Annotated in this window: 23 protein-coding genes and 1 tRNA gene; 13 read left to right on the top strand and 11 right to left on the bottom strand. The window is 60.0% G+C overall.

Annotation, left to right across the window (positions count from 1 at the left end):
• Positions 1-235: 235 nt before the first annotated feature.
• The 7 genes from CLM72_RS14725 to CLM72_RS14695 all read right to left on the bottom strand — a co-directional run bounded on the left by CLM72_RS14725 (position 236) and on the right by CLM72_RS14695 (position 6,021).
• Positions 236-1,189, bottom strand: a complete 954-nt coding sequence (locus CLM72_RS14725; protein ID WP_105226943.1) for a D-2-hydroxyacid dehydrogenase family protein — start codon at positions 1,187-1,189, stop codon at positions 236-238.
• Between the two features lie 25 nt (positions 1,190-1,214).
• Positions 1,215-2,216, bottom strand: a complete 1,002-nt coding sequence (locus CLM72_RS14720) for an alpha/beta fold hydrolase (protein WP_105226942.1) — start codon at positions 2,214-2,216, stop codon at positions 1,215-1,217.
• 45 nt (positions 2,217-2,261) lie between these two features.
• Positions 2,262-2,705: a YqaA family protein gene (locus CLM72_RS14715; protein WP_105226941.1), complete on the bottom strand. Its 444-nt coding sequence runs from the start codon at positions 2,703-2,705 to the stop codon at positions 2,262-2,264.
• Positions 2,706-2,708: 3 nt separating this feature from the next.
• The gene (locus CLM72_RS14710; RefSeq protein WP_034127552.1) at positions 2,709-3,155 is read right to left on the bottom strand and encodes a DUF411 domain-containing protein; all 447 of its coding nucleotides are present in this window, start codon (positions 3,153-3,155) and stop codon (positions 2,709-2,711) included.
• A 93-nt stretch (positions 3,156-3,248) separates the two neighbouring features.
• Positions 3,249-3,707: an SRPBCC family protein gene (locus CLM72_RS14705; RefSeq protein WP_105226940.1), complete on the bottom strand. Its 459-nt coding sequence runs from the start codon at positions 3,705-3,707 to the stop codon at positions 3,249-3,251.
• 45 nt (positions 3,708-3,752) lie between these two features.
• A complete protein-coding gene (locus CLM72_RS14700) occupies positions 3,753-4,844 on the bottom strand; it encodes an IS630 family transposase (protein ID WP_105226939.1) in 1,092 nt (363 codons plus the stop codon).
• A 181-nt stretch (positions 4,845-5,025) separates the two neighbouring features.
• Positions 5,026-6,021, bottom strand: coding sequence for an aldo/keto reductase (locus CLM72_RS14695; RefSeq protein WP_105226938.1), 996 nt, complete (start codon positions 6,019-6,021; stop codon positions 5,026-5,028).
• A 116-nt stretch (positions 6,022-6,137) separates the two neighbouring features.
• Here CLM72_RS14695 and CLM72_RS14690 point away from each other — a divergent pair, with 116 nt between their 5' ends.
• Entirely contained in the window at positions 6,138-7,049 is a 912-nt protein-coding gene (locus tag CLM72_RS14690; RefSeq protein WP_105226937.1) for a LysR family transcriptional regulator, read from the top strand.
• Here the strand turns inward: CLM72_RS14690 and CLM72_RS14685 are convergent.
• A complete protein-coding gene (locus CLM72_RS14685; RefSeq protein WP_105226936.1) occupies positions 7,046-7,951 on the bottom strand; it encodes an AraC family transcriptional regulator in 906 nt (301 codons plus the stop codon). The genes CLM72_RS14690 and CLM72_RS14685 overlap by 4 nt on opposite strands.
• A gap of 103 nt (positions 7,952-8,054) precedes the next feature.
• Between CLM72_RS14685 and CLM72_RS14680 the strand changes: the two genes are divergently transcribed.
• From CLM72_RS14680 to CLM72_RS14660, 5 genes are read left to right on the top strand one after another with little or no spacing between them, the layout of a single operon-like run.
• On the top strand, positions 8,055-8,615 hold the full coding sequence (locus tag CLM72_RS14680) for a carboxymuconolactone decarboxylase family protein (protein ID WP_105226935.1): 561 nt from the start codon (positions 8,055-8,057) through the stop codon (positions 8,613-8,615).
• 39 nt (positions 8,616-8,654) lie between these two features.
• Positions 8,655-9,716 (top strand): acyl-CoA dehydrogenase family protein, encoded by a 1,062-nt coding sequence (locus tag CLM72_RS14675; RefSeq protein WP_105226934.1) that lies wholly within the window; start codon positions 8,655-8,657, stop codon positions 9,714-9,716.
• Positions 9,713-10,516 (top strand): ABC transporter ATP-binding protein, encoded by an 804-nt coding sequence (locus tag CLM72_RS14670; protein ID WP_034127546.1) that lies wholly within the window; start codon positions 9,713-9,715, stop codon positions 10,514-10,516. The genes CLM72_RS14675 and CLM72_RS14670 overlap by 4 nt, the downstream gene beginning before the upstream one ends.
• Complete coding sequence (locus tag CLM72_RS14665; RefSeq protein WP_105226933.1) at positions 10,503-11,702, top strand: ABC transporter substrate-binding protein; 1,200 nt, start codon at positions 10,503-10,505, stop codon at positions 11,700-11,702. The genes CLM72_RS14670 and CLM72_RS14665 overlap by 14 nt, the downstream gene beginning before the upstream one ends.
• Complete coding sequence (locus CLM72_RS14660; RefSeq protein WP_054897391.1) at positions 11,699-12,460, top strand: ABC transporter permease; 762 nt, start codon at positions 11,699-11,701, stop codon at positions 12,458-12,460. Before CLM72_RS14665 ends, CLM72_RS14660 begins: the two co-directional genes overlap by 4 nt.
• A gap of 122 nt (positions 12,461-12,582) precedes the next feature.
• Here the strand turns inward: CLM72_RS14660 and CLM72_RS29295 are convergent, their stop codons facing one another.
• Positions 12,583-12,714, bottom strand: coding sequence for a hypothetical protein (locus CLM72_RS29295; protein WP_254914091.1), 132 nt, complete (start codon positions 12,712-12,714; stop codon positions 12,583-12,585).
• Positions 12,715-12,888: 174 nt separating this feature from the next.
• Here CLM72_RS29295 and CLM72_RS14655 point away from each other — a divergent pair, with 174 nt between their 5' ends.
• Positions 12,889-13,083 (top strand): hypothetical protein, encoded by a 195-nt coding sequence (locus CLM72_RS14655; protein WP_014718591.1) that lies wholly within the window; start codon positions 12,889-12,891, stop codon positions 13,081-13,083.
• 10 nt (positions 13,084-13,093) lie between these two features.
• Here the strand turns inward: CLM72_RS14655 and CLM72_RS14650 are convergent, their stop codons facing one another.
• Positions 13,094-13,474, bottom strand: coding sequence for a fe2+ zn2+ uptake regulation protein (locus CLM72_RS14650; RefSeq protein ID WP_105226932.1), 381 nt, complete (start codon positions 13,472-13,474; stop codon positions 13,094-13,096).
• 238 nt (positions 13,475-13,712) lie between these two features.
• Between CLM72_RS14650 and CLM72_RS14645 the strand changes: the two genes are divergently transcribed.
• The 4 genes from CLM72_RS14645 (at position 13,713) to CLM72_RS28980 (ending at position 17,736) form a co-directional block, all read left to right on the top strand.
• Positions 13,713-15,992: an acylase gene (locus CLM72_RS14645; protein ID WP_105226931.1), complete on the top strand. Its 2,280-nt coding sequence runs from the start codon at positions 13,713-13,715 to the stop codon at positions 15,990-15,992.
• 214 nt (positions 15,993-16,206) lie between these two features.
• A tRNA-Cys gene (locus CLM72_RS14640) sits at positions 16,207-16,280 on the top strand.
• Positions 16,281-16,630: 350 nt separating this feature from the next.
• Complete coding sequence (locus tag CLM72_RS14635; RefSeq protein WP_234452168.1) at positions 16,631-17,350, top strand: META and DUF4377 domain-containing protein; 720 nt, start codon at positions 16,631-16,633, stop codon at positions 17,348-17,350.
• A 218-nt stretch (positions 17,351-17,568) separates the two neighbouring features.
• Positions 17,569-17,736, top strand: coding sequence for a hypothetical protein (locus tag CLM72_RS28980; protein ID WP_168220174.1), 168 nt, complete (start codon positions 17,569-17,571; stop codon positions 17,734-17,736).
• 50 nt (positions 17,737-17,786) lie between these two features.
• On the opposite strand, the gene CLM72_RS14630 is transcribed toward CLM72_RS28980, so the two are convergent.
• A complete protein-coding gene (locus CLM72_RS14630) occupies positions 17,787-18,728 on the bottom strand; it encodes an aromatic alcohol reductase (RefSeq protein WP_105226929.1) in 942 nt (313 codons plus the stop codon).
• A 96-nt stretch (positions 18,729-18,824) separates the two neighbouring features.
• Between CLM72_RS14630 and CLM72_RS14625 the strand changes: the two genes are divergently transcribed.
• A complete protein-coding gene (locus CLM72_RS14625) occupies positions 18,825-19,274 on the top strand; it encodes a helix-turn-helix domain-containing protein (RefSeq protein WP_105226928.1) in 450 nt (149 codons plus the stop codon).
• 122 nt (positions 19,275-19,396) lie between these two features.
• Complete coding sequence (locus CLM72_RS14620) at positions 19,397-20,005, top strand: LysE family translocator (protein WP_034127532.1); 609 nt, start codon at positions 19,397-19,399, stop codon at positions 20,003-20,005.
• The last annotated feature ends 80 nt before the right edge of the window (positions 20,006-20,085 follow it).

Below are 20,085 nucleotides of genomic sequence, written 5' to 3'. Positions count from 1 at the left end.
TTGCGGGGTTTTTGTTTTGGAACGGACCCATCGGTCATGAGTCTAGGACAGATCCCAGCACCTGCCGGGTTTTCATGCAGATTTTGTAGGACAAAAAACTTTTAATGATATGCCCCTGTGGCGAGGGAGCTTGCTCCCGCTGGGGCGCGTAGCCGCCCCAAAATTTTGGGAGCGCTGCGCACTCCAGCGGGAGCAAGCTCCCTCGCCACAGGGGGGGGTGCACTTTAATGGTGCGTCAGGCGAGCACGCGAATGGGCACACTATTGGCCCAGGCTTGGATATCTTCGATCATCTGCTGATAGAACTGCCGGTAATTCTGCTCGCTTACATACCCCACGTGTGGCGTAGCCAGCACATTGGGCAAGCGGCGAAACGGGTGGTCAGCCGGCAGCGGCTCTTCGGCAAACACATCCAGCGCCGCCCCGGCCAGGCGTCCGCTGCGCAATGCTTGCAGCAGTGCCTGCTCATCCACAATCGGCCCGCGTGCGGTATTTACCAGGCGCGCTGTGGGCTTCATCCAGCCCAACGCTTGCGCATCCACCAGACCACGGCTGCGCTCGCTGAGCACCAGATGGATGGTCAGAATGTCCGCCTGCTCAAACAGCTCGCGCTTGCTGACCCAGGTCACCCCCGATTCAGCCGCGCGCTCCGGTGTGAGGTTTTCACTCCAGGCAATCACCCGCATGCCAAACACCTGGGCGAACCTTGCGACTTTCTGGCCAATACTGCCCAGCCCCAGGACACCCAATGTCTTGCCGTGCAGGTCGCCGCCCAGGCCGACCTGCCATCCGCCCCCGCGCAGTGAGTTGGCTTCGGCGAGCAGGTTGCGTGTAGAGGCCATGATCAAGGCCCAGGTCAGTTCCGGAGCCGCGTGTTTATAGCTGTCGGTGCCGCATACCTGGATGCCCAGGGCCTTGGCTGCGGGAAGGTCGATGGCGGCATTGCGCATGCCGCCGGTCACCAGCAATTTGAGCTGGGGCAGCCCTTGCAGCAGGGCTTTGTCAAAGGTTGAGCGTTCGCGCATGAGGCAAATCACCTCGAACCCTTTCAAGCGCTCGATCATGGTGGCGGTATCGGCGGGGTAGTCGTGGAGAAAATGCACCTTGCCCACGCTGTCCAGCGCCGACCAATCCGCCACGTCGCTGGCCACGTTTTGCCAATCATCCATCACTGCGATCTGTATCGACATGCACGCGGGCCTCGAAAAGTGGCAATTAAAGGGCGTTCAACCCGTGCAACAGGGCTTTATGAAACTGTTCCGGCTCTTCCATCTGGGGCGCATGGCCCAGGCCGGGGAACTCCACCAACGTGGCGCGGGGAATCAGCTTGGCCACCTGCTTGCCCAGTACCTCGTAATGACCAATTTTGGCCTTGACCGCCGCCGGCGCCACATCTTTGCCGATGGCGGTAGTGTCGCTGGTGCCGATCAGCAGCAGGGTGGGCACCTGCAAGTCCTTGAACTCGTAGTACACCGGTTGGGTGAAGATCATGTCGTAAATCAGCGCCGAGTTCCAGGCAACCTGAAGATGACCCGGGCCTTTGTTCAGGCCGGCGAGCATGTCTACCCAGCGCTCGTATTCAGGTTTCCAGCGCCCCACGTAATAGGTGGTGCGCTCATAGTTGCGTACACCGTCGGCGCTCAGTTTCAGCTCGCGCTGGTACCACTGGTCGACGCTCTGGTAGGGCACGCCGAGGGCTTTCCAGTCTTCCAGGCCAATGGGGTTCACCAGCCCCAGCTGTTCGGTTTGCTGGGGGTACATCAGCGCGTAGCGCGTGGCGAGCATACCGCCGGTGGAGTGGCCGATCACCGTGGCCTTCTGAATGCCGAGCTTTTCCAACAGTTGATGGGTGTTGGTCGCCAATTGCTGAAAGCTGTACTGGTAGTGGTCGGGCTTGCTGGAGGTACAAAAACCAATCTGGTCCGGGGCGATGACGCGGTAGCCGGCGTCACTCAGCGCCTTGATCGAACCTTCCCAGGTGGCGCCGCAAAAATTCTTGCCGTGCATCAGCACCACGCTGCGGCCGTTTGGAGTGCCGGTGGCGGGGACGTCCATGTAGCCCATTTGCAGGGATTTGCCCTGGGATTGGAAGGCAAAATGATTCAAAGGGTAGGGGTATTCAAAGCCCTGCAACTCAGGGCCGTAGGTGTCAGCTAACACGGGCGCCGCGCTGACCGAAAACAAACCGGCTACGCATAATGTACGGATAAAAGGCATGGGTTTTGGCTCCGAGACAGATGCCCGGATGCTCTTTGCCCGCGATTAACGGGGGATTAACGCCCACTGCAACGTCAGCGCTGCGATTACGCCATACCGCAGGCTTTTCGCCACGGTTACCAGCAGTAGAAAACGCCACAACGGCTCACGCATCACCCCAGCCACCAATGTCAGCGGATCACCAATGATCGGCACCCAACTGAGCAACAACGTCCAGTGCCCCCAGCGCGCGTAATGGCTGCGAGCCTTGTTCAACTGACTGGCGCTCACCGGGAACCAGCGTCGCTCTTTGAAGCGCTCGACCGAGCGCCCCAGCAGCCAATTGACCAGCGAGCCCAGCACATTACCCAGGGTGGCGATGCCCAGCAGCAGCCAAAGGTTGTAATGCCCGCTGAGCAGCAGGCCGACCAACACAGCTTCTGACTGCAGGGGCAATAACGTCGCGGCGCCAAATGCCGCGCCGAACAGCCCCAGGTACCCCATCAACACCGGTCAGTGAGCCGGGTAGTCCGCTACCACCACGTCTTCGCCGTCGCGGGTCAGGCCAATGATTTGATACGCCTCGCTGCGTCCGTCTACTTCCATGCCTGGCGAGCCCAAGGGCATGCCCGGTGCGGCAAGGCCCAGCAGGTCGTTGCGCTTGCGCAGAGCCAGGACCTGCTCGGCAGGTACGTGGCCTTCGACGAACTTGCCGTCGATCACCGCGGTGTGGCAGGAGCCAAGGCGTGGCGCCACGCCCAAGCGTTGTTTCACCGCGCTCATGTCGGCTTCAACGTGGTCGTTGACCTTGAATCCGTTGCTCTCCAAGTGGCTGATCCACTTCTTGCAGCAGCCGCAGTTGGCGTCGCGGTGTACATCGATGGGGATCAGTTCGGCGGCCTGGGCCAGGGTGGTAGTAAACAGGGCACTGAGCAGGGCCAATCGCAATGGGGTTTTCATCGTGGGTCTCACTGAAGGCGCGGCAATAAGCCGGGCATTCTCCCTGCTTTTGCAGGCATGTTTGCAATGTGACGTGGTTGTAATGTTTCTAAATTATACGAAACCCTGATTGTCCAGCCGCTGCTTGAGCCGGTCCAACGCAATCGCCGACAACGCGACCATGCGCTCATGCAAAGACGCCAGTTGCAGTTCAGTCTCGTAAGTCAGCACCCGTTTGAACAGGGTGCCGCCCTGATGAGCGCGCAAGCAGTAATGGATGCAACCGTCAACCGCCAGGGAGGTGAACACGGTCTTGAACTCGCTGGGGCGGCGGGCGATTTGTACGCGGTAACTCATGGGGACGCGTATGCCCAGCAGGTCGATGATTTCGGTAAAACGCGTGCCGACCGGTAATGAGCCGGTGATGCCGGTGTCGGCGCTGAGGGAGGTGGGGTGCCACTCGTGCCAGCGGTCGGGCTGGGTCACATAGTCATAAACCGCCTCGATCGGCGCCTGGATGAAGCGTTCCTGACTGATCTGCTCCAAGCGGACCGAATGCTCAGTCGCGTGCATGACACACCTCCTGTGTGGCGGGTTTTACACTAGTGTCCTGAGCGGTTAATTCAAAAATCTATTTTTAATCGCACCCAGCTTTGCTTTATGCACCGAGCTGATGATGGTTTCAGCCGTTTTGTTCCACTTGAATGGTTTTGCTGAGTGCTCATTGTGGGCTTCGATGAATTGACGAATGCCCGTTTTCAGCTCCGCGACGCTGGTAAAAACACCCCGATACAGGGCTCGCCGCTCCAGTTGAGCGAACCAGCCTTCCACGGCGTTCAGCCAAGAGGCGCTGGTCGGCGTGAAGTGCAGCTTGAAGCGTGGATGCTTCTCCAACCACTGCTTGATCGCGAGAGTCTTGTGAGTCGAACTGTTGTCCAGGATCACATGCAGATCCAGTTCGGCCGGTGTGCTGCGGTCGATCTGTTGCAGGAAAGCCAAAAACTCCTTGGCCCGATGACGCTGGGTAATCCGCCCGATCACCTTGCCCGTCAAAATGTCAAAAGCCGCGTACAGACTCGCCGTCCCGTGGCGTTTGTAATCGTGGGTTCGACGCTCGATCTGCCCCGGACGTAGCGGCAACATCGGCTGTGTGCGATCCAGTGCTTGGATCTGGGTTTTCTCGTCAACCGACAGCACCAGCGCGTTATCCGGCGGGTTCAGGTAGAGCCCGACCACATCGACCACCTTGTCGGCAAAGAGAGGATCGTTACTGATTTTGAAGGTCTTCAGCCGGTGCGGCTTGAGGTCGGAAGCGGCCCAGACTTGTCGAACCTGCCACGTGCTGACCTGCGCATATTTGGCCATCAGGCGAACACTCCAGTGTGTTGCCTCACGAGGGACACGCTGAGTTGTTAACGTCAGGATGTCGTTGAATTTTGCAGCACTGAGCTTGCGCGGCTGGCCGCTACGCGGCAAATCGTTCAATCCCTCAAGCCCTGCCTCCTGATAGCGCTTGCGCCATTTAAAGATCACGGATGCCGATACTTGCATCTGCTCAGCAACGGTATTGGGTGTGAGCCCATCCGCCAAGAGAAGCAATATTCTGGCGCGTTGTGCGAGGTTCTGCGCCAATGACCCCATCCGCAACCAGCCTTGCAGGGTGACGAGGTCGGAAGGTGTTAAAGCAAAGGGAGCAGCGGGACGGGCCATTTGTACAATCAGTCCATGACGGTGGGCCATCAGTTTACCGCCCCTCCGATTGATAGTCGAACTAACCGCTCAGGACACTAGGAGCTGTGAGGATAGTCTGACGCCCGCGCTTTGCACGGGCGTCGGCAGGCCGTTCGTCAATCCCGCTGAGAACGGCCCCCACAAGAGTTTCCAGCAGACGCTAGATATCCAGCATGGCCAGCACTTCCTTGGGGTAACGCAGGCCTGCGGTTGCATCGGCAGGGAAGATCGCATCCAGCGCAGCCAGTTCGTCCGCGCTGAGAGAAATCGACAGCGCCTCCACATTCTCTTGCAGATAGGTGCGCCGCTTGGTGCCGGGAATCGGGATGATGTAATCGCCTTGGGCCAATACCCAGGCCAGCGCCAGTTGCCCGGCCGTGACACCTTTGTCTGCCGCCAGGCTCTTGACCTGTTCTACCAGCAGCAGGTTTTTCGCAAAGTTCTCACCCTGAAAGCGCGGGCTGAAGCGCCGGTAGTCATCAGCGCCGAAATCATCCGGGCTCCTCAAGGTACCGGTGAGAAAACCTCGGCCCAACGGGCTGTACGGCACAAACGCGATGCCCAGGCGCTGGCAGGTTGCGAGGCAGCCATTGTCTTGCTGGTCACGGCTCCACAGCGAATATTCGCTTTGCAGGGCGCTGATGGGATGGACCTTATGCGCCCGTTCCAGAGTAGCGGCGGATGCCTCGCTCAGGCCCAGATAGCGCACTTTGCCCTGTTTCACCAGGTCGGCCATGGCGCCGACCGTTTCTTCGATGGCCACGTCGGGGTCGATACGGTGCTGGTAGTACAGGTCCAGCGTATCCACCCCCAGGCGTTGCAAGGTGCCGTCGATGGCGTTGCGGATATACTCGGGCCGGCCATTCACCCCGCGCACTACGGGGTTGGCAGGGTCGCGCACAATCCCGAATTTACTGGCCAGGAAGACTTGGTCGCGCTTGCCGGCAATAGCCTTGCCGATCAGTTGCTCATTGGTGTGCGGGCCGTACATGTCCGCGGTATCGAGAAAGTTGACGCCCAACTCCAGGGCGCGGTGCAAGGTTGCGGTGGCTTCGGTGGTATCGGTGACGGGCGTGTAGAAATCGGTCATGCCCATGCAGCCAAGGCCGATGGCGGACACAGGCGGGCCGTTTTTACCGAGTTGTCGAGTGTGCATAGGGAAGCTCCTTGTGATGAGGGGCCCATTGTTACCCTTGAAAAAATGCAGATAAACCGGCTAAAAGTGCTATCACTGTTCGTAATATCTAAACAATCTCCCGCAGGAGCATTCTCTTGGATCGTTTTAACGCCATGCGCGTGTTCACTCGGATTGTTGAATTGGGCGGGTTTGCCAAGGCCGCCGACAGCCTGCAATTGCCACGCGCCTCCGTGACGATCCTTATCAAGCAACTGGAGGCCCATCTCGGCGTGCAACTGCTGCAGCGCACCACGCGCCACGTCAGCCCGACCCTGGATGGCGCGGCGTACTACCAACGTTGTGTGCAATTGCTGACTGATCTTGAGGAAACCGAGGCGGTGTTCTCCACGCGGCGCCAGAACCCCCGGGGCACATTGAGCATCGATATGCCCTCAGGCATTGGGAGCTTGATTGTGATTCCGGCCTTGCCAACGTTCACCGCGCTGTACCCACAGATCGAGTTGGAGATCGGCCTCAATGACCGGCCAGTGGATCTGATTCGCGAAGGCGTCGATTGTGTGTTGCGCGGTGGTCCGGCCCTGGATGAATCGCTGGTGGCGCGGCCGTTGGCGATGATGGAGCAACTGACCCTGGCCAGCCCCGCGTACCTTGAACGCATGGGCACGCCCACTTGCCTGGAGCAGTTGGCGGGTCACCAAATGGTCGAGTACGTTTCCAGCGCCAGCGGTAAACGTTTTGGCCTGGAATTTCTGCTGGGCAGCGAGTTGCGTACGATCAACCTGCCGAAAGTGGTTGCCGTGAACAGCTCTGCCGGTTACTTCGCTGCGTGCGAAGCCGGCTACGGGCTGATCCAGGCACCTCGTTATCACGCCCTGCGCCAACTGGCCGAGGGCACGCTGTTGCAGGTGCTCCCTGATGTGGCAGTGCCGAAGATGGCGCTGACTGCGTTGTACCCGCCTCATCGGCAGTTGTCGCAGCGGGTGAGGGTGTTCGTCGATTGGCTGGTGCAGTTGTGCGCTCGGCCCGGCACCGGCTTGCAAGGCTAGGCTTGCGCCCTGCGATAGGCGCCAGGCTGTTGCCCGGTGACTTTATGGAAGGCTCGGGTAAACGCCGCCACCGATTGATACCCGGCCGCCAGCGAAACCTCGGCCACGGTCTGGTCCGCCTTGAGCAACCCACAGGCGTGGCGCATGCGGATCATCAGCAGTACTTGCCCGGGCGACTGCCCACACAGTTCGCTGAAGCGCTTGAAAAACGCCGAGCGCGACAACCCGGTACAGGCCGCCATGCTTTCCAGGCTCCAGGGCTCGGCGGGGCGGGCGATCAATTGCTCCAGCAAATGTGCGAACGCGGGTGCCCGGCCAAGCGCCGCAAGGCCGCCAAGCTCGGTGTTGTCGAGCACTTGCTGGCGCAGTACATACAGGAACAGCAGGTGGCACAGGCGCTCCAGCAGCGCGGAAGAGGGCGCTGGGGTGCGTGCGCATTCTTGCAGGATCAATTCGAACAGGTTGCGTGCAGCCATCAGCGACGGGTCGTCGGCGCGCAGGATGATCCAACTGGGCAGGGTGTCGACGATCAGCGTCGACAATCCGGATTGGAAGTGAAAGAAACCGCAGACTAGTCCTACGCCGTCCGTGGCCGTGCTATCGAGGGGCAGCATCGAGCGGCGTGGGCACTGCTGGGCGCCGGCCGCCGTGGCTTGGCCGGAAAGCCTGAAGGCAAAGTCACGCAGCAGGAACACCGCGTCACCATTGTTCAGGTGTTGGGGCGTTGGATCACCGTCGATATGCAGCCAGCATTCGCCTTGCACGATCAAGTGGAAGCTCGCCTGCGCCAGGCCATGGGTGCTCGCGTGCCAGTCACCGCAATAACGGCCGACGTGAAACAGGCTGGTGTTGAGTTCGAGGCTATCTAATAACCAATCGACAAGTACATCGGACGAATTCATCTAATGGAAAGACTCAAGAGCAAGTAATCGCTACTTTAGCCTATTGAGCGCTTTTTTTAGAACCAACAGACTGGGGCATTCAAACCCAACAGGAGTCCACTTCATGTCCCGTGTACCGTTGCTCACGCCTGAAACCGCACCGGAAGCTGCCAAGCCCTTCCTGGAAAACGCGCTCAAAGCCTCGGGTTTTATCCCCAACCTACTGGGCGTACTGGCCAACGCACCGGCTGCGCTGGAAACCTACATCACCGTCTCCGGCTTGAATGCCAAGGCCGAGCTGAGCCTGGCCGACCGTGAAGTGGTGCAACTGATTGCCGCTACTACCCACGGTTGTGATTTCTGCGTCGCTGGCCACACTGCGGTTGCCCGCAACAAAGCCAAGTTGCCCGAGGAGGTGATCGAGGCCTTGCGCCGCCGGGGTGAGTTGCCTGACGCGCGCTATGAGACACTTGCCGCGTTTACCCGTGAAGTGATCGCCACCCGTGGGGATGTGAGTGACGCCAGCTTTGAGGCGTTCCGCGCCGCTGGCTATACCGACGGCCACGCGCTGGAAGTCATCCTGGGTGTCAGCCTGGCAACCCTGTGCAACTTCGCCAACGTGTTTGCCCGCACCCCGCTGAACCCGGAGCTGGCGCAATACCGTTGGGAAAAACCGGCCAACTGATTCGGCGTTGGCCCACCTGCTGTAAAAGGAGAGACATGAATGCTTGACCCAATCTTGAGCCGTTGGCTCGATGTTCAAGCGCAGGCCCTGGACGTGGGCAGTTGCGATCCACAGGAAGTGCTGCCACGGCTGGCAGAAGCCAATATTCTGAGAATCGGCGTGCCCACCCACCTGGGCGGCCTGGGCGGGGATGTGGCGGGTGCGGTCGAGGCCATCGCCAATGTGGCCAGCCATTCCCTGGCGGCGGCGTTTGTGTGCTGGGGCCAGCGCTCGTTTATCGAGTACTTGCTGCAGAGCCCCAATCAGCGCTTGCGCGAGCAGCTGATGCCAGACCTGCTCAGCGGCAAGTTGGCCGGCGCCACCGGGCTGTCGAATGCGATGAAGTTCCTGTCGGGTATCGAGACGTTGCAGATCAGCGCCGAGCCCAACGACCACGGTTGGACCCTCAACGGTCGCCTGCACTGGGTGACCAACTTGCGCAAGAATGGCTTTGTCGCTGCGGCGGCCATCGAGCATGCAGGGGGCGGCGCGCCATTTATCCTGGCCATTCCGGATTCGGTGGCCGGGTTGCAGCGCTCCCGTGACCTGGAGCTGCTCGGGCTGCAATCGAGCAACACCGCAGCGCTGGGCCTGGAAGGCGTGGAGCTGAGTCGCGAGTGGTTGTTGCACGAGGATGCGCGCAAGTTTTTACCGGCGGTACGCCCGGCGTTTCTAGGCTTGCAGTGCGGTATGTCGATTGGTTTGGCACGGCGTTCCCTGGCTGAAGTAGCCCATCATTTGGGCGCCAGTCGTACCGTGTTGCGCGACGAGCTGGAAGCCCTGCGCGCAACGCTGGATCATCTGGTCAGCGAGCTTAAAAAGGGGCTGTTGGCCGGGCGCTTTACCGCCGAGCCCATACCGCTGTTCAAACTGCGTATCGCCTTGGCCGAAACCGCCGCCAGCGCTGTACAGCTTGAACTGCAAGCCAGTGGCGGAAAGGCCTACCTTACCGCCCACGGCAGCGGTTTTGCGCGGCGCTGGCGCGAGTCGGCCTTTGTGCCGATTGTGACGCCTAGCCTGGTGCAACTGCGTACCGAGCTGCACCGCCAGGCCAGTCTATGAGCCAGGCGGTATTGACGGCCCAGGGCATTTGCCTGGGGTATGGCAGCGGGCCGGTGTTGCAAGGCTTCGACTTGCACTTGCAACCGGGTGAAGTGGTGTCGATCCTGGGCCCCAGCGGCGTGGGCAAATCCAGCCTGCTGCGGGTGCTGGCTGGCTTGCAGGTACCTCAATCTGGCCGTGTGCAGGTATTGGGCGAGCCATTGAGCGGCCCGCATCCGCGCGTGGTGGTGGCCTTTCAGGACCCGAGCCTGCTGCCTTGGTTGACCCTGGAAAAGAACGTCGCCTTTGGTCTGGATTTCGCCCGCCAACCGCACTTGAGTGGTGAAGAGCGCCGCCGGCGTGTTGACCACGCCATTGCAGCGGTAGGGCTGGAACCTGCGCGCCAGCAGTTCCCGGCGCAATTGTCCGGTGGCATGGCCCAGCGCACGGCATTGGCTCGCTGCCTGGCGCGTCAGCCGCAAGTGTTGCTGCTCGACGAACCCTTCGGCGCCCTGGACGAAGTGACCCGCGCCGACATGCAGCACCTGTTGCTCAAGGTCAATCGTGAGCAGGGCTCGGCGGCGGTATTGATCACCCATGACATCGACGAAGCGCTGCTGCTGTCGGACCGCATCCTGCTACTGGGTAACCGCCCGGCGCGGACGTTGGGCGAGTGGGCTATCGATTTGCCGCACCCTCGGGAAGAACAGGTCGAGGCCATCGGCGCGCTGCGTATCGAAATTTTGAAAACCTTACGGCAGGCGAGCCGCCCTCAACCCAACCCCCTTGAACAACAGGAGTTTACTTATGTGTCTGGATGACCTGGCCCACTCGCGCCGTGACTTTCTCAAACTCTCCGCCGTGCTCAGTGCCGCCGGCGCCTTGCCTCTGCTGAGCAGCCTGCAGGCGCGTGCCGCCAACGAGCCCGACGCGCCGGTGCGCATTGGCTATCTACCTATCACCGACGCCACGCCGCTGCTGGTGGCCCACAACAACGGCCTGTTCGAAGCCGAAGGCATCAAGGCCGAGCGCCCCGTGTTGTTGCGCAGTTGGGCCCAGGTGATCGAGGCGTTTATCTCCGGCCAGGTCAACGTGATACACCTGCTGTCGCCAATGACCGTATGGGCGCGCTACGGCAGTAAAGTGCCGGCCAAAGTCGTGGCGTGGAACCATGTGGGCGGTTCGGGCTTGACCGTATCCCCAGGTATTACCGACGTGAAGCAACTGGGTGGCAAGTCGGTGGCGATTCCGTTCTGGTACTCGATTCATAACGTGGTGGTGCAGCAACTGTTTCGCGATAACGGCCTCACGCCGGTCACTCGTGCCACCGGCAGTTCGATTGCTGCCAATGAGGTCAACCTGATCGTGTTGCCGCCGTCGGACATGCCTCCGGCTTTGGCGAGCAAACGCATCGACGGCTACATCGTCGCCGAACCGTTCAATGCCCTGGCAGAAAACCTCAAGGTCGGTCGCGTGCAGCGCTTCACGGGTGACGTGTGGCGCAATCACGCGTGCTGCGTGGTGTTCATGCACGAGCACGACCTGGCCAACCGTCCGGAGTGGTCGCAGAAGGTGGTGAACGCCATCGTCAAGGCCCAGGTGTGGACCCGCAACAACCGTGAAGAGGCGGTGAAGCTGCTGTCCAAGGATGGCCCGAACCGTTACACGCCCCATGCCGAACCGGTGTTGAGCAAAGTCCTGGCGCCGGCGGCCAGCGACCGCGCCACCTATGTGGCCGACGGCGCGATCCAGCATGCCAACTGGGACGAGCACCGCATCGACTTCCAACCGTACCCGTTCCCCAGCTACACCGAAGAACTGGTGCGGCGCTTGAAGGACACCTTGATCGAAGGCGACAAAAAGTTTCTCACGGGCCTGGACCCAGCCTTCGTGGCCAAGGACCTGGTGGACGACCGCTTCGTGCGCAACGCGATCGAAGCCGTGGGCGGCATGCAGACCTTCGGTTTGCCGGATGGTTATGAGCGGCACGAGGAGATCGGCGTTTGAACAACAGCAGAATCCCCGGCTGGTGGCTGGGGCTGAGTGGCTTGGCGGGTTTGTTGGTGCTGTGGTGGTTGGGCGTGAAAGTGTTCGGCGAGGCCGATGGCCTGTCGGCGCGCTTTTCCCTGGCGGCCACCGCCAGCAGCTTGTGGGAATTGCTCGGGCGGGGTGAGTTGTACCTGCATATCGCCGTGAGCCTGAAGCGTATTTTCGTCGGGCTGTTTATCGCGTTGTTGGTAGGCGTACCCCTCGGGTTGCTGGTGGGCAGTTCGCGTAACCTGGAGGCGGCGACCACGCCAGCGTTCCAGTTTCTGCGGATGATTTCGCCGCTGTCCTGGATGCCGATCGTGGTGATGCTGATGGGCGTGGGCGACCAGCCCATCTACTTCCTGCTGGCCTTTGCCGCTGTCTGGCCGATCATGCTCAACACCGCAGCGGGCGTGCGTCAGCTCGACCCGCGCTGGTTACAGTTGAGCAAGAGCTTGAGCGCCACGCGTTGGGAAACCTTGCGCCGGGTGGTCATTCCTGGCGTGGTAGGGCATGTGCTGACCGGCGTGCGCCTGGCCATCGGCATCCTGTGGATCGTGCTGGTGCCCTGCGAAATGCTCGGGGTCAGTGCGGGGCTGGGGTATTACATCCTCGACACCCGTGATCGGCTCGCGTATTCGGAGTTGATGGCGATGGTAGTGGTGATCGGGGTGCTGGGGTTCGCGCTGGATGCGTTTGCGCGTTGGTTGCATCGGCGGTGGGTGCATGGCGGCTAGGTGGTTGCAACCGGCGTCGAGGTTCCGAACCCGCCTGACGAGTAGGTAATGTCGATGCAGTAACGCGTGAAGCTCCCAAGCGTGCTGCACGCGTTGTGCACGAAGCGTTATCCGGATGCAGATCAGCGGCGTTGGTAACCGCCACCACCCTCATAGCGGTGATCATGCCAGCCCCCGCCGCGCGGGAAGAAGAAACAACCGCCCAGGCTCAGCATGATCATCAGTGGAACCAGCAGGATGAGTCGTCGTAGCATTTCACGGTTCTCCAAGGGGTATTCGCAAGGCCTGTCAGGCGGAGGGCAAGCCAAAACTTTTCATCGCCTGTAACATAAGACCCTGCCGAAACCGCGCCATCCCCGTGACTGGGTATGTGCTTGGCATGCACGGCGATACACAGTGGATACATTCTTCAGGTTCAGGAACTCGTCATGACCCAAAAGCAACGCTTGAAATACTCGCTTCTGATTGCCCTGGCTGTACTGGGCGCGATGTTCGGCCTGTCTTATCTGCAGAACACAGGCGTGATCAGTGAAAAAACCTTCCAGTACCTGGCCATCGCGATTGCCGTGGTCGTCGTCGTGATCAACGGCATCATGCGCCGCAAGGTCAAGCCAAACTTCTGACGGGCGTCAGTCAGGCACGACCTTCGAGTACCTTGGCAGCCTCTTCATGGAGGCTGTAGCTCTTGTCAGCGTTGAGGGTGATCACGCCCTCGCTGCATAGACGCTTGAGTACCTCGCGCACGCTGAGAAACGACAACGGTATGCCCAGCTCCAGCAAATGGCTGTGCACGCCGCGGACCCCGAGGGGGCGCTGGTTGTCGGCGGCAGTGAGGAGGGCGTCGATGACCTTCAGCCGGATCAGGCTGGTGCGCAAACCGAAACACTTGAGCAAATGGCGGATGCGCTGGTTGCCCTGCTGTTCGGGCGCGTTGCCGAATGCGCGTGCGTCGTTGCCATAGTGGGTATCTGCGGCCTTTGAATGTCCATCCGTGGGCACTTGCGGGTTATACATGCAAAAACTCCTTTTCAGAGCCTGATCAGGAAAAAGATGGTGCTCTTGGGTAATAAGACGAACGAGTGACGCAAATCATGAAACGATGGATGTAGAAAATTTGTCGGTATCAGGTTTGTCACATCCCCTGCGCCGTCGATAGGCAACCTTGTGCGGCTAAATTATTCCCGGCCATGTGCGTTCTTACGGTGGGGTAAACATCCCTCGTGAGGCTGTTCAATTTGACTGTGGAGTCGGCGTGATTATTTCCAAGGGGTTGTCCAGAGTGGGCGCGACAGGGCTGTTACTCGCCTTGAGCCTGGCCGTATCGGCACGCGAGCAAGTGACGCAAACGTCGGCGGATATACGGCGTACCAGTTATGGCGTGCCGCATATTCGCGCCTCTGATGAACGTGGCCTGGGGGTGGGTATGGGTTACGCCTATGCCCAGGACAACCTGTGCCTGCTGGCCAATGAAGTGGTCACGGTCAATGGCGAGCGCGCCAGGTTTTTCGGGCCGGACCAGGCGACCCTGGAAGAGCGCAACAACCTCGCCAGCGATGTATTCTTCAACTGGCTGAATACACCCGAGACTGTGGCGGCGTTCTGGAAAGCCCAGACGCCCGAGATGCAACAGCGCATCGAAGGGTACGTGGCCGGCTACAACCGTTATCTCAAGGATAAGGGCGCACCCGCACAGTGCCAGGCCGCGTGGGTACGGCCCTTGGTAGTGCAAGACCTGGTGAAGTTGACCCGCAGGCTATTGGTGGAAGGGGGCATCGGCCAATTCGCCGAAGCCTTGGTCGGGGCAGCACCACCGCAGGCCACCGCGAGTGTGCAGCCCGGTGCCAAAGCCTTTGCCATGGCCGCCGCCAACCAGCAACGCTTCACACTGGATCGAGGCAGCAATGCCGTTGCCGTGGGCCGTGACCGCTCATTCAATGGCCGTGGCATGCTGCTGGCCAACCCGCATTTCCCGTGGGTGGGCGGCATGCGTTTTTACGAGATGCACCTGACCATCCCGGGCCAGTTGGATGTGATGGGCGCCGCACTGCCAGGGCTGCCCGTGGTGAACATCGGTTTCAACCAGCATGTGGCGTGGACCCACACCGTGGACACGTCCAAACACTTCACCCTGTACCGCCTGACCCTCGACCCCAAGGACGCCACCCGTTACCTGCTGGACGGCAAGTCCATCCCCCTGGATAAAACCGCCGTAACGGTACAGGTCAAGCAAGCCGACGGCAGCCTCAAGGCCGTGACCCACACCGTCTACAGTTCGCAGTTCGGGCCCGTGGTGCAATGGCCGGGCAAGCTCGACTGGGATAGCCACTACGCCTTCAGCCTGCGCGACGCCAACCTGGGCAACGACCGGGTGCTGCAACAGTGGTACGCCATGAACCGCGCCGGTAGCCTCAAGGAGCTGCAAACCTCAGTGCATACCCTGCAAGGCATCCCCTGGGTCAACACCCTGGCCGCCGATGACCAGGGCCAAAGCCTGTACATGAACCTGTCGGTAGTGCCCAACGTCAGCGCCGCCAAGCTGGCAAAATGCAGCGACCCACGGGCCGGCCTGCAAATGATCATGCTCGACGGCGCCCATAGTGCCTGCGCGTGGGACATCGACCCGCGCGCGGCCCAGCCGGGTATCTTCCCGGCCGACCAGTTGCCCCAGTTGCAACGCACCGACTACGTGCAACACTCCAACGATTCCGCCTGGATGGCCAACCCCAAGGCGCCGCTAAGTGGCTTTTCGCCGGTGATCAGCCAGGACAACATCGGCCTCGGCCCGCGTGCGCGCTTCGCGCTCCAGCGCCTGCAAACCCTTGAGCAGCAGCCGATCACCGTCACTGATCTGCAAGACATGGTCATGGACAACGAGGTGTACCTGGCGGGCCAAGTCATGCCCGACCTGCTGACGTTCTGCGCCAAACACCTGGGCGCTGACGCCGCTGCGCTACAGCCGCTGTGCACCAGCCTGAAAAACTGGGACCAGCGCGCCAACCTCGACAGCGGCGTCGGCCTGGTGCACTTCATCAACCTGGTGCAGCACCTGCAGCAAATCCCTGACGCCTGGCGCGTGGCCTTCGACCCGGCCCACCCCCTGACCACCCCTAGCGGCCTCGCCATCGACCGCGCCCCGGTCGCCAAGGCCCTGCGCGCAGCCATGCTGGCCTCCAGCGCTGAGGTCAGCAAACTGGGGCAGACCCGCTGGGGCGGTATCCAAGTCTCCGGCCAAACCCCCATCCACGGCGGCCCGCAAGAGCTGGGTATCTACAACGCCATGCAAACCGTGCCCCGCGCCGACGGCAAGCGCGAAGTCGTCAGCGGCACCAGCTACCTGCAAATCGTCAGCTTCGACGACAAAGGCCCCAACGCAGTCGGCGTCCTGGCATTCTCCGAGTCCAGCAACCCGGCGTCCGCCTATTCAAAGGACCAGACCCAAGCCTTCTCCGAGAAAAAACTGCGCCCATTGCCCTTCACCGAGGCCCAGATCAAGGCCGACCCGCACTACCAAATCCATACGGTGAAGGAGTAGGGCAGAGGCGCAACCCCTTGATGCCAAGGCAGAATATTTTTTGAAATCAAGGGGTTGCAGGCCTAGGCAAATGAGTACATAATGGCGCCCATCGAACGCAACGAAGCATTAAAAACTTCAATGTATTCAATGAGTTAGAGTAGAGGTAGGCTTCACGTAGCCCACTCAAGTTTGTATGCGGTGAATGTCAGCAACCAGGGCATTGATCGTTTGAGGCCGAGTAGCAAAATGGTTATGCAGCGGATTGCAAATCCGCCTACGCCGGTTCGATTCCGACCTCGGCCTCCACTCTTGAAAACCCCGTAGATTAGCGTCTACGGGGTTTTTTAATGCCTAAAATGCAGCAATACCGCCACCGCCCTGATTCCGTGAAACTGATCGAAGCAAATGATGTCCGATTGCTATCGGCCAAGGAAGAGGTCCGCCAAGCGCGCATTGGGTCTACGCTCAGTAAAGCCTCAAGCGACCTCCTCATGCCGGTTTAGCCGCGCGCTTATCCTGCCAGCGCAGGATAACGCCCGCACTCATCAAAGCTGACAGAGTGACCCATGAAACAAAAAATTCTTCTTGTAGCCGTGTGTGCTGCACTCATCCAAGGCTGTGCCGCCCCTTCCAAAAGCCATGAAGAATCACCTTCGATGCCAACTACCTCAGCCGCTGTAGCCCAGCCAACCTTATCTGCTTACGACTGGAACCTGGTCTCGGCAACGGATGCATCGGGCAAGCCTCTTGTGGCGATGAACAAAGGCATCGAGCGCAAGTTGCGCGTTGCCTTCGGTGACAAGAACCTGAGCATCAGCGGTGGCTGCAATCGTCAGTTCGGCGGCTTTCACTATCAGGACGGGGTTCTGAAGGTTCAGCCACTGGCCTCTACGCTGATGGCCTGTGACAAGAGCCTGATGGACCTTGATGCCCAGGTAGGGCGGCTGTTCAAGGGCGATCTGCGCGCTGTGATCACCGGCGATAACGTGGCGCCGATGCTGCAACTGACGACAACGGATGGCTCGGTGCTCAAGCTGCAAGGCGAGGCCACCCCGCAGACCCGCTACGGTAGCGAGGGTGAGGTCAAGTTTCTGGAGGTGGCGGCCAAGACGGTCAAGTGCAGCCATCCTTTGATTCCAGATTATCAGTGCCTGCAAGTGCGCGAGCGTCGCTATGACGACGCGGGCCTGCAACTGGCGACCCAAGACACCTGGCATCCGCTTTACCAGCCTATCGAAGGCTTTGTGCATCATGACGGCGTGCGCACTGTGCTGCGGGTCAAGCAGTACGAATGGAAGAATCCGCCAGCGGATGCGCCTTCGACGGTCTATGTGTTGGATATGGTGGTCGAGCAGGACGCTTCTGGCAGCAAGTAAGCGAACACAAACCCCGTAGATCAGCGTCTACGGGGTTTTTTATTGCCTGTGATTTAGACGTGTTTTCGACGAGTGACATGTCTAGATCAAGGGTTCTGGGTCGATCAGGGGTTGTCACGTGCGGATTTGCCGACTACCCTGAAAATGTTTGAATTATTACAAACAATTTCGGTGTGGCTGTTTTTTAGGTCATACGGCTTCAGGACGAGGAACGAAAAATGTTTTCACATGAAGGTACTGCACTAGAGCTGTTGGTCTTGGTTTTTGGCGTCACTGGGTTATCGTTGATCGCCTGGTTTATTCACCATCAATACGAGCTCAAGTCACGTAAGCATGTAAAAAAACAACATGTTTCTGGCCAGCAGCGTGAAGCTCAGAGCCGCTAACCGTCCCTTCACCCGTGCCAGCCTTTACGGCTGGCTTCATCATCCGGTTTTCAATGAACTGCAAGGTTTTCCCGAGCCCACTGCTCAGCAGTGGTGACAGGAATCGATTGTTGCTCGTTGAACGTGGCCGCCTTAGGCCAGGCCACACCTTTGCCTTGTGCGAATACAGCACGGTACTTCTTGATGTGGTGCGTGGGGTCTTTTTCCAGTGCCTGCATGAGATAGTCAACCGTCCACACGTTGCGTTTGAACGGGCGATCCAGAACGCGTTCCAGCATGCTCGCAACCTGCCCATACGTGACGGTGTCGCCGGCGAGATAGACAATCTGATTGCGCATGCGCGGTTCGAAGAACACGATTTGCGCTGTCAGCGTACCGATGTCGTCCGGTGTCGTGAGCGTCACGCTGTTCTCGAGGCTGCCCAGGGCGTTCACTGTGTTGTTGTCGAAGTCGACAACCTCGAACACCGGCTCGAACAGGAAGCTGGTGAACATGCCTGTCGATATGATGACCCATTCAGTGTTGTCCTGGGCGCGCAGCAACTCACGCACATCCAGTTGGGCATCGAACAGATCCTGGGGGCTGCCCCGGCCAATCACTTCGAAATCCACGCCAAACTGCCAGGGGAAGTAGCGCTTCACGCCGGATTTGAGCGCGGCGGTCGCCAGCTTCATCGGGGTTTCTCGACCCGCGACCATGCCTGCGCAGCCGATCACGGTATCGAAGCGTGCGAAGACCTTGGCAAGCTGATCGATTGAATCGTTTATCAGGTCTGCGGCGACCATGTGGACACCCAGGCTGCGCAGCTCATCGACCTCTGCCTTTTTCTTTGGCTCTTGAGTCTTGATGGTCGAGTCCCTGAGCAATACGCTGATGGTGGAGCCGGGCGCGCGTTTGGCCTCCCGCGCCAGGTTGCGCAAAACCGGCAGGCCGAGTTCGCCGGCACCTAGAACGAGGATCGATTGAGGGGGAAGTGGGGTCATTTCAGGCATGATTTCTCCGCAGACCTGTTGGCGATAAGATGAGCCCATGCTGGCACGATTCGGCAGCGCTCATAAGAAGGCACACGTGTGATACCAGGGGTAGAAATGACCGATCAGGAAACGCTCAGCCAGGCAGAAGTTATCTGCCAGTCGCTCAGGGAGGAGGACGATGGCGTCAGGCGTGAAGTCCTTGCTCACGCCGGCAGCCGCTGGGCATTGGGCATCCTGCATGCCCTGGGTGTGTACGGTGCAATGCGTCATGCCGAGATAAAACGACAGATGGCGGGTGTGACTCAGCGCATGTTGACCAAGACGCTTCGTGCCATGGAGCGCGATGGTTTGTTGGTTCGGCGCGAGTTCGGTGAAATTCCGCCACGCGTCGAGTACGAGCTGACGCCCCTGGGCCGAGAGCTTTTGATTCGCATGTCGCCTATCTGGACCTGGGTGGTGGAAAACGTGGAGGACTTTCGCAAGGCTCGGCGTATTTTCGACAGTCAGGAGGGCAAAAAACCGGCATGGCAGGTTCCCACACCGGTTCCCGATGCGCCTCGGTAAGCGCTACTTCTCGATGAAGGCTTTGCAAGTGTACGCCTCGATCCATCCCTAGCTGTACGGGGCGCAGCGCGCCATAACCCCCTACTGTCGCAGGCACATCACCACCGCTTGGATGCCGCGCCATGATCATGTCTACCAGCCTGTTATCAGCTTTCGTGCTGTTCGCGTTTGTCTCTTCGATCACCCCTGGGCCCAACAACACCATGTTGCTGGCCTCAGGCGTGAATTTCGGCTTTCGCCGTTCGATGCCCCATGCACTGGGGATCAGTATCGGCTTCATGCTGTTGGTGATCTGTGTGGGGCTGGGCTTGGGCGAGGTGTTCAAGCTGTTTCCATGGGCCTATACGCTGTTGCGGTATGTCGGCGCCGCGTATTTGTTGTACCTGGCGTGGAAGATTGCCAATGCGGGCGGCATGTCTGATAACCCGGATGAACATGGCAAGCCGATGACCTTCCTCGGTGCGGCGGCCTTCCAGTGGGTCAACCCCAAGGCGTGGATCATGGCGCTGGGGGCGATCACTACCTACACGCCGGCCGAGGGTTATGTCACCAATGTGCTGGTGATCGCCCTGGTTTTTGCGGTGGTCAACCTGCCGAGCGTGTGTGTATGGGTGGGGTGTGGCAGCGGCTTGCGCAACTTGCTGCGTGAGCCGCGCTGGTTGCGGATGTTCAACTGGTCCATGGCCGGGCTGTTGGTGCTGTCGCTGTATCCGATGCTGTTTGTGGGCTGAGTCGGGCGTAGGTAACCACGATGCGAAGCGAGCCGCTCTTGCTCTTGATCTTGACCTGCTTTTGGCCTGAAGCGCCCCGT

The sequence above is a fragment of the Pseudomonas sp. MYb193 genome, assembly GCF_002966775.1.
Taxonomy (GTDB): Bacteria; Pseudomonadota; Gammaproteobacteria; order Pseudomonadales; family Pseudomonadaceae; genus Aquipseudomonas; species Aquipseudomonas paracarnis.
Note: the sequence above shows the minus strand (reverse complement) of the source record. Positions and strands in the feature narration are given on the sequence as shown.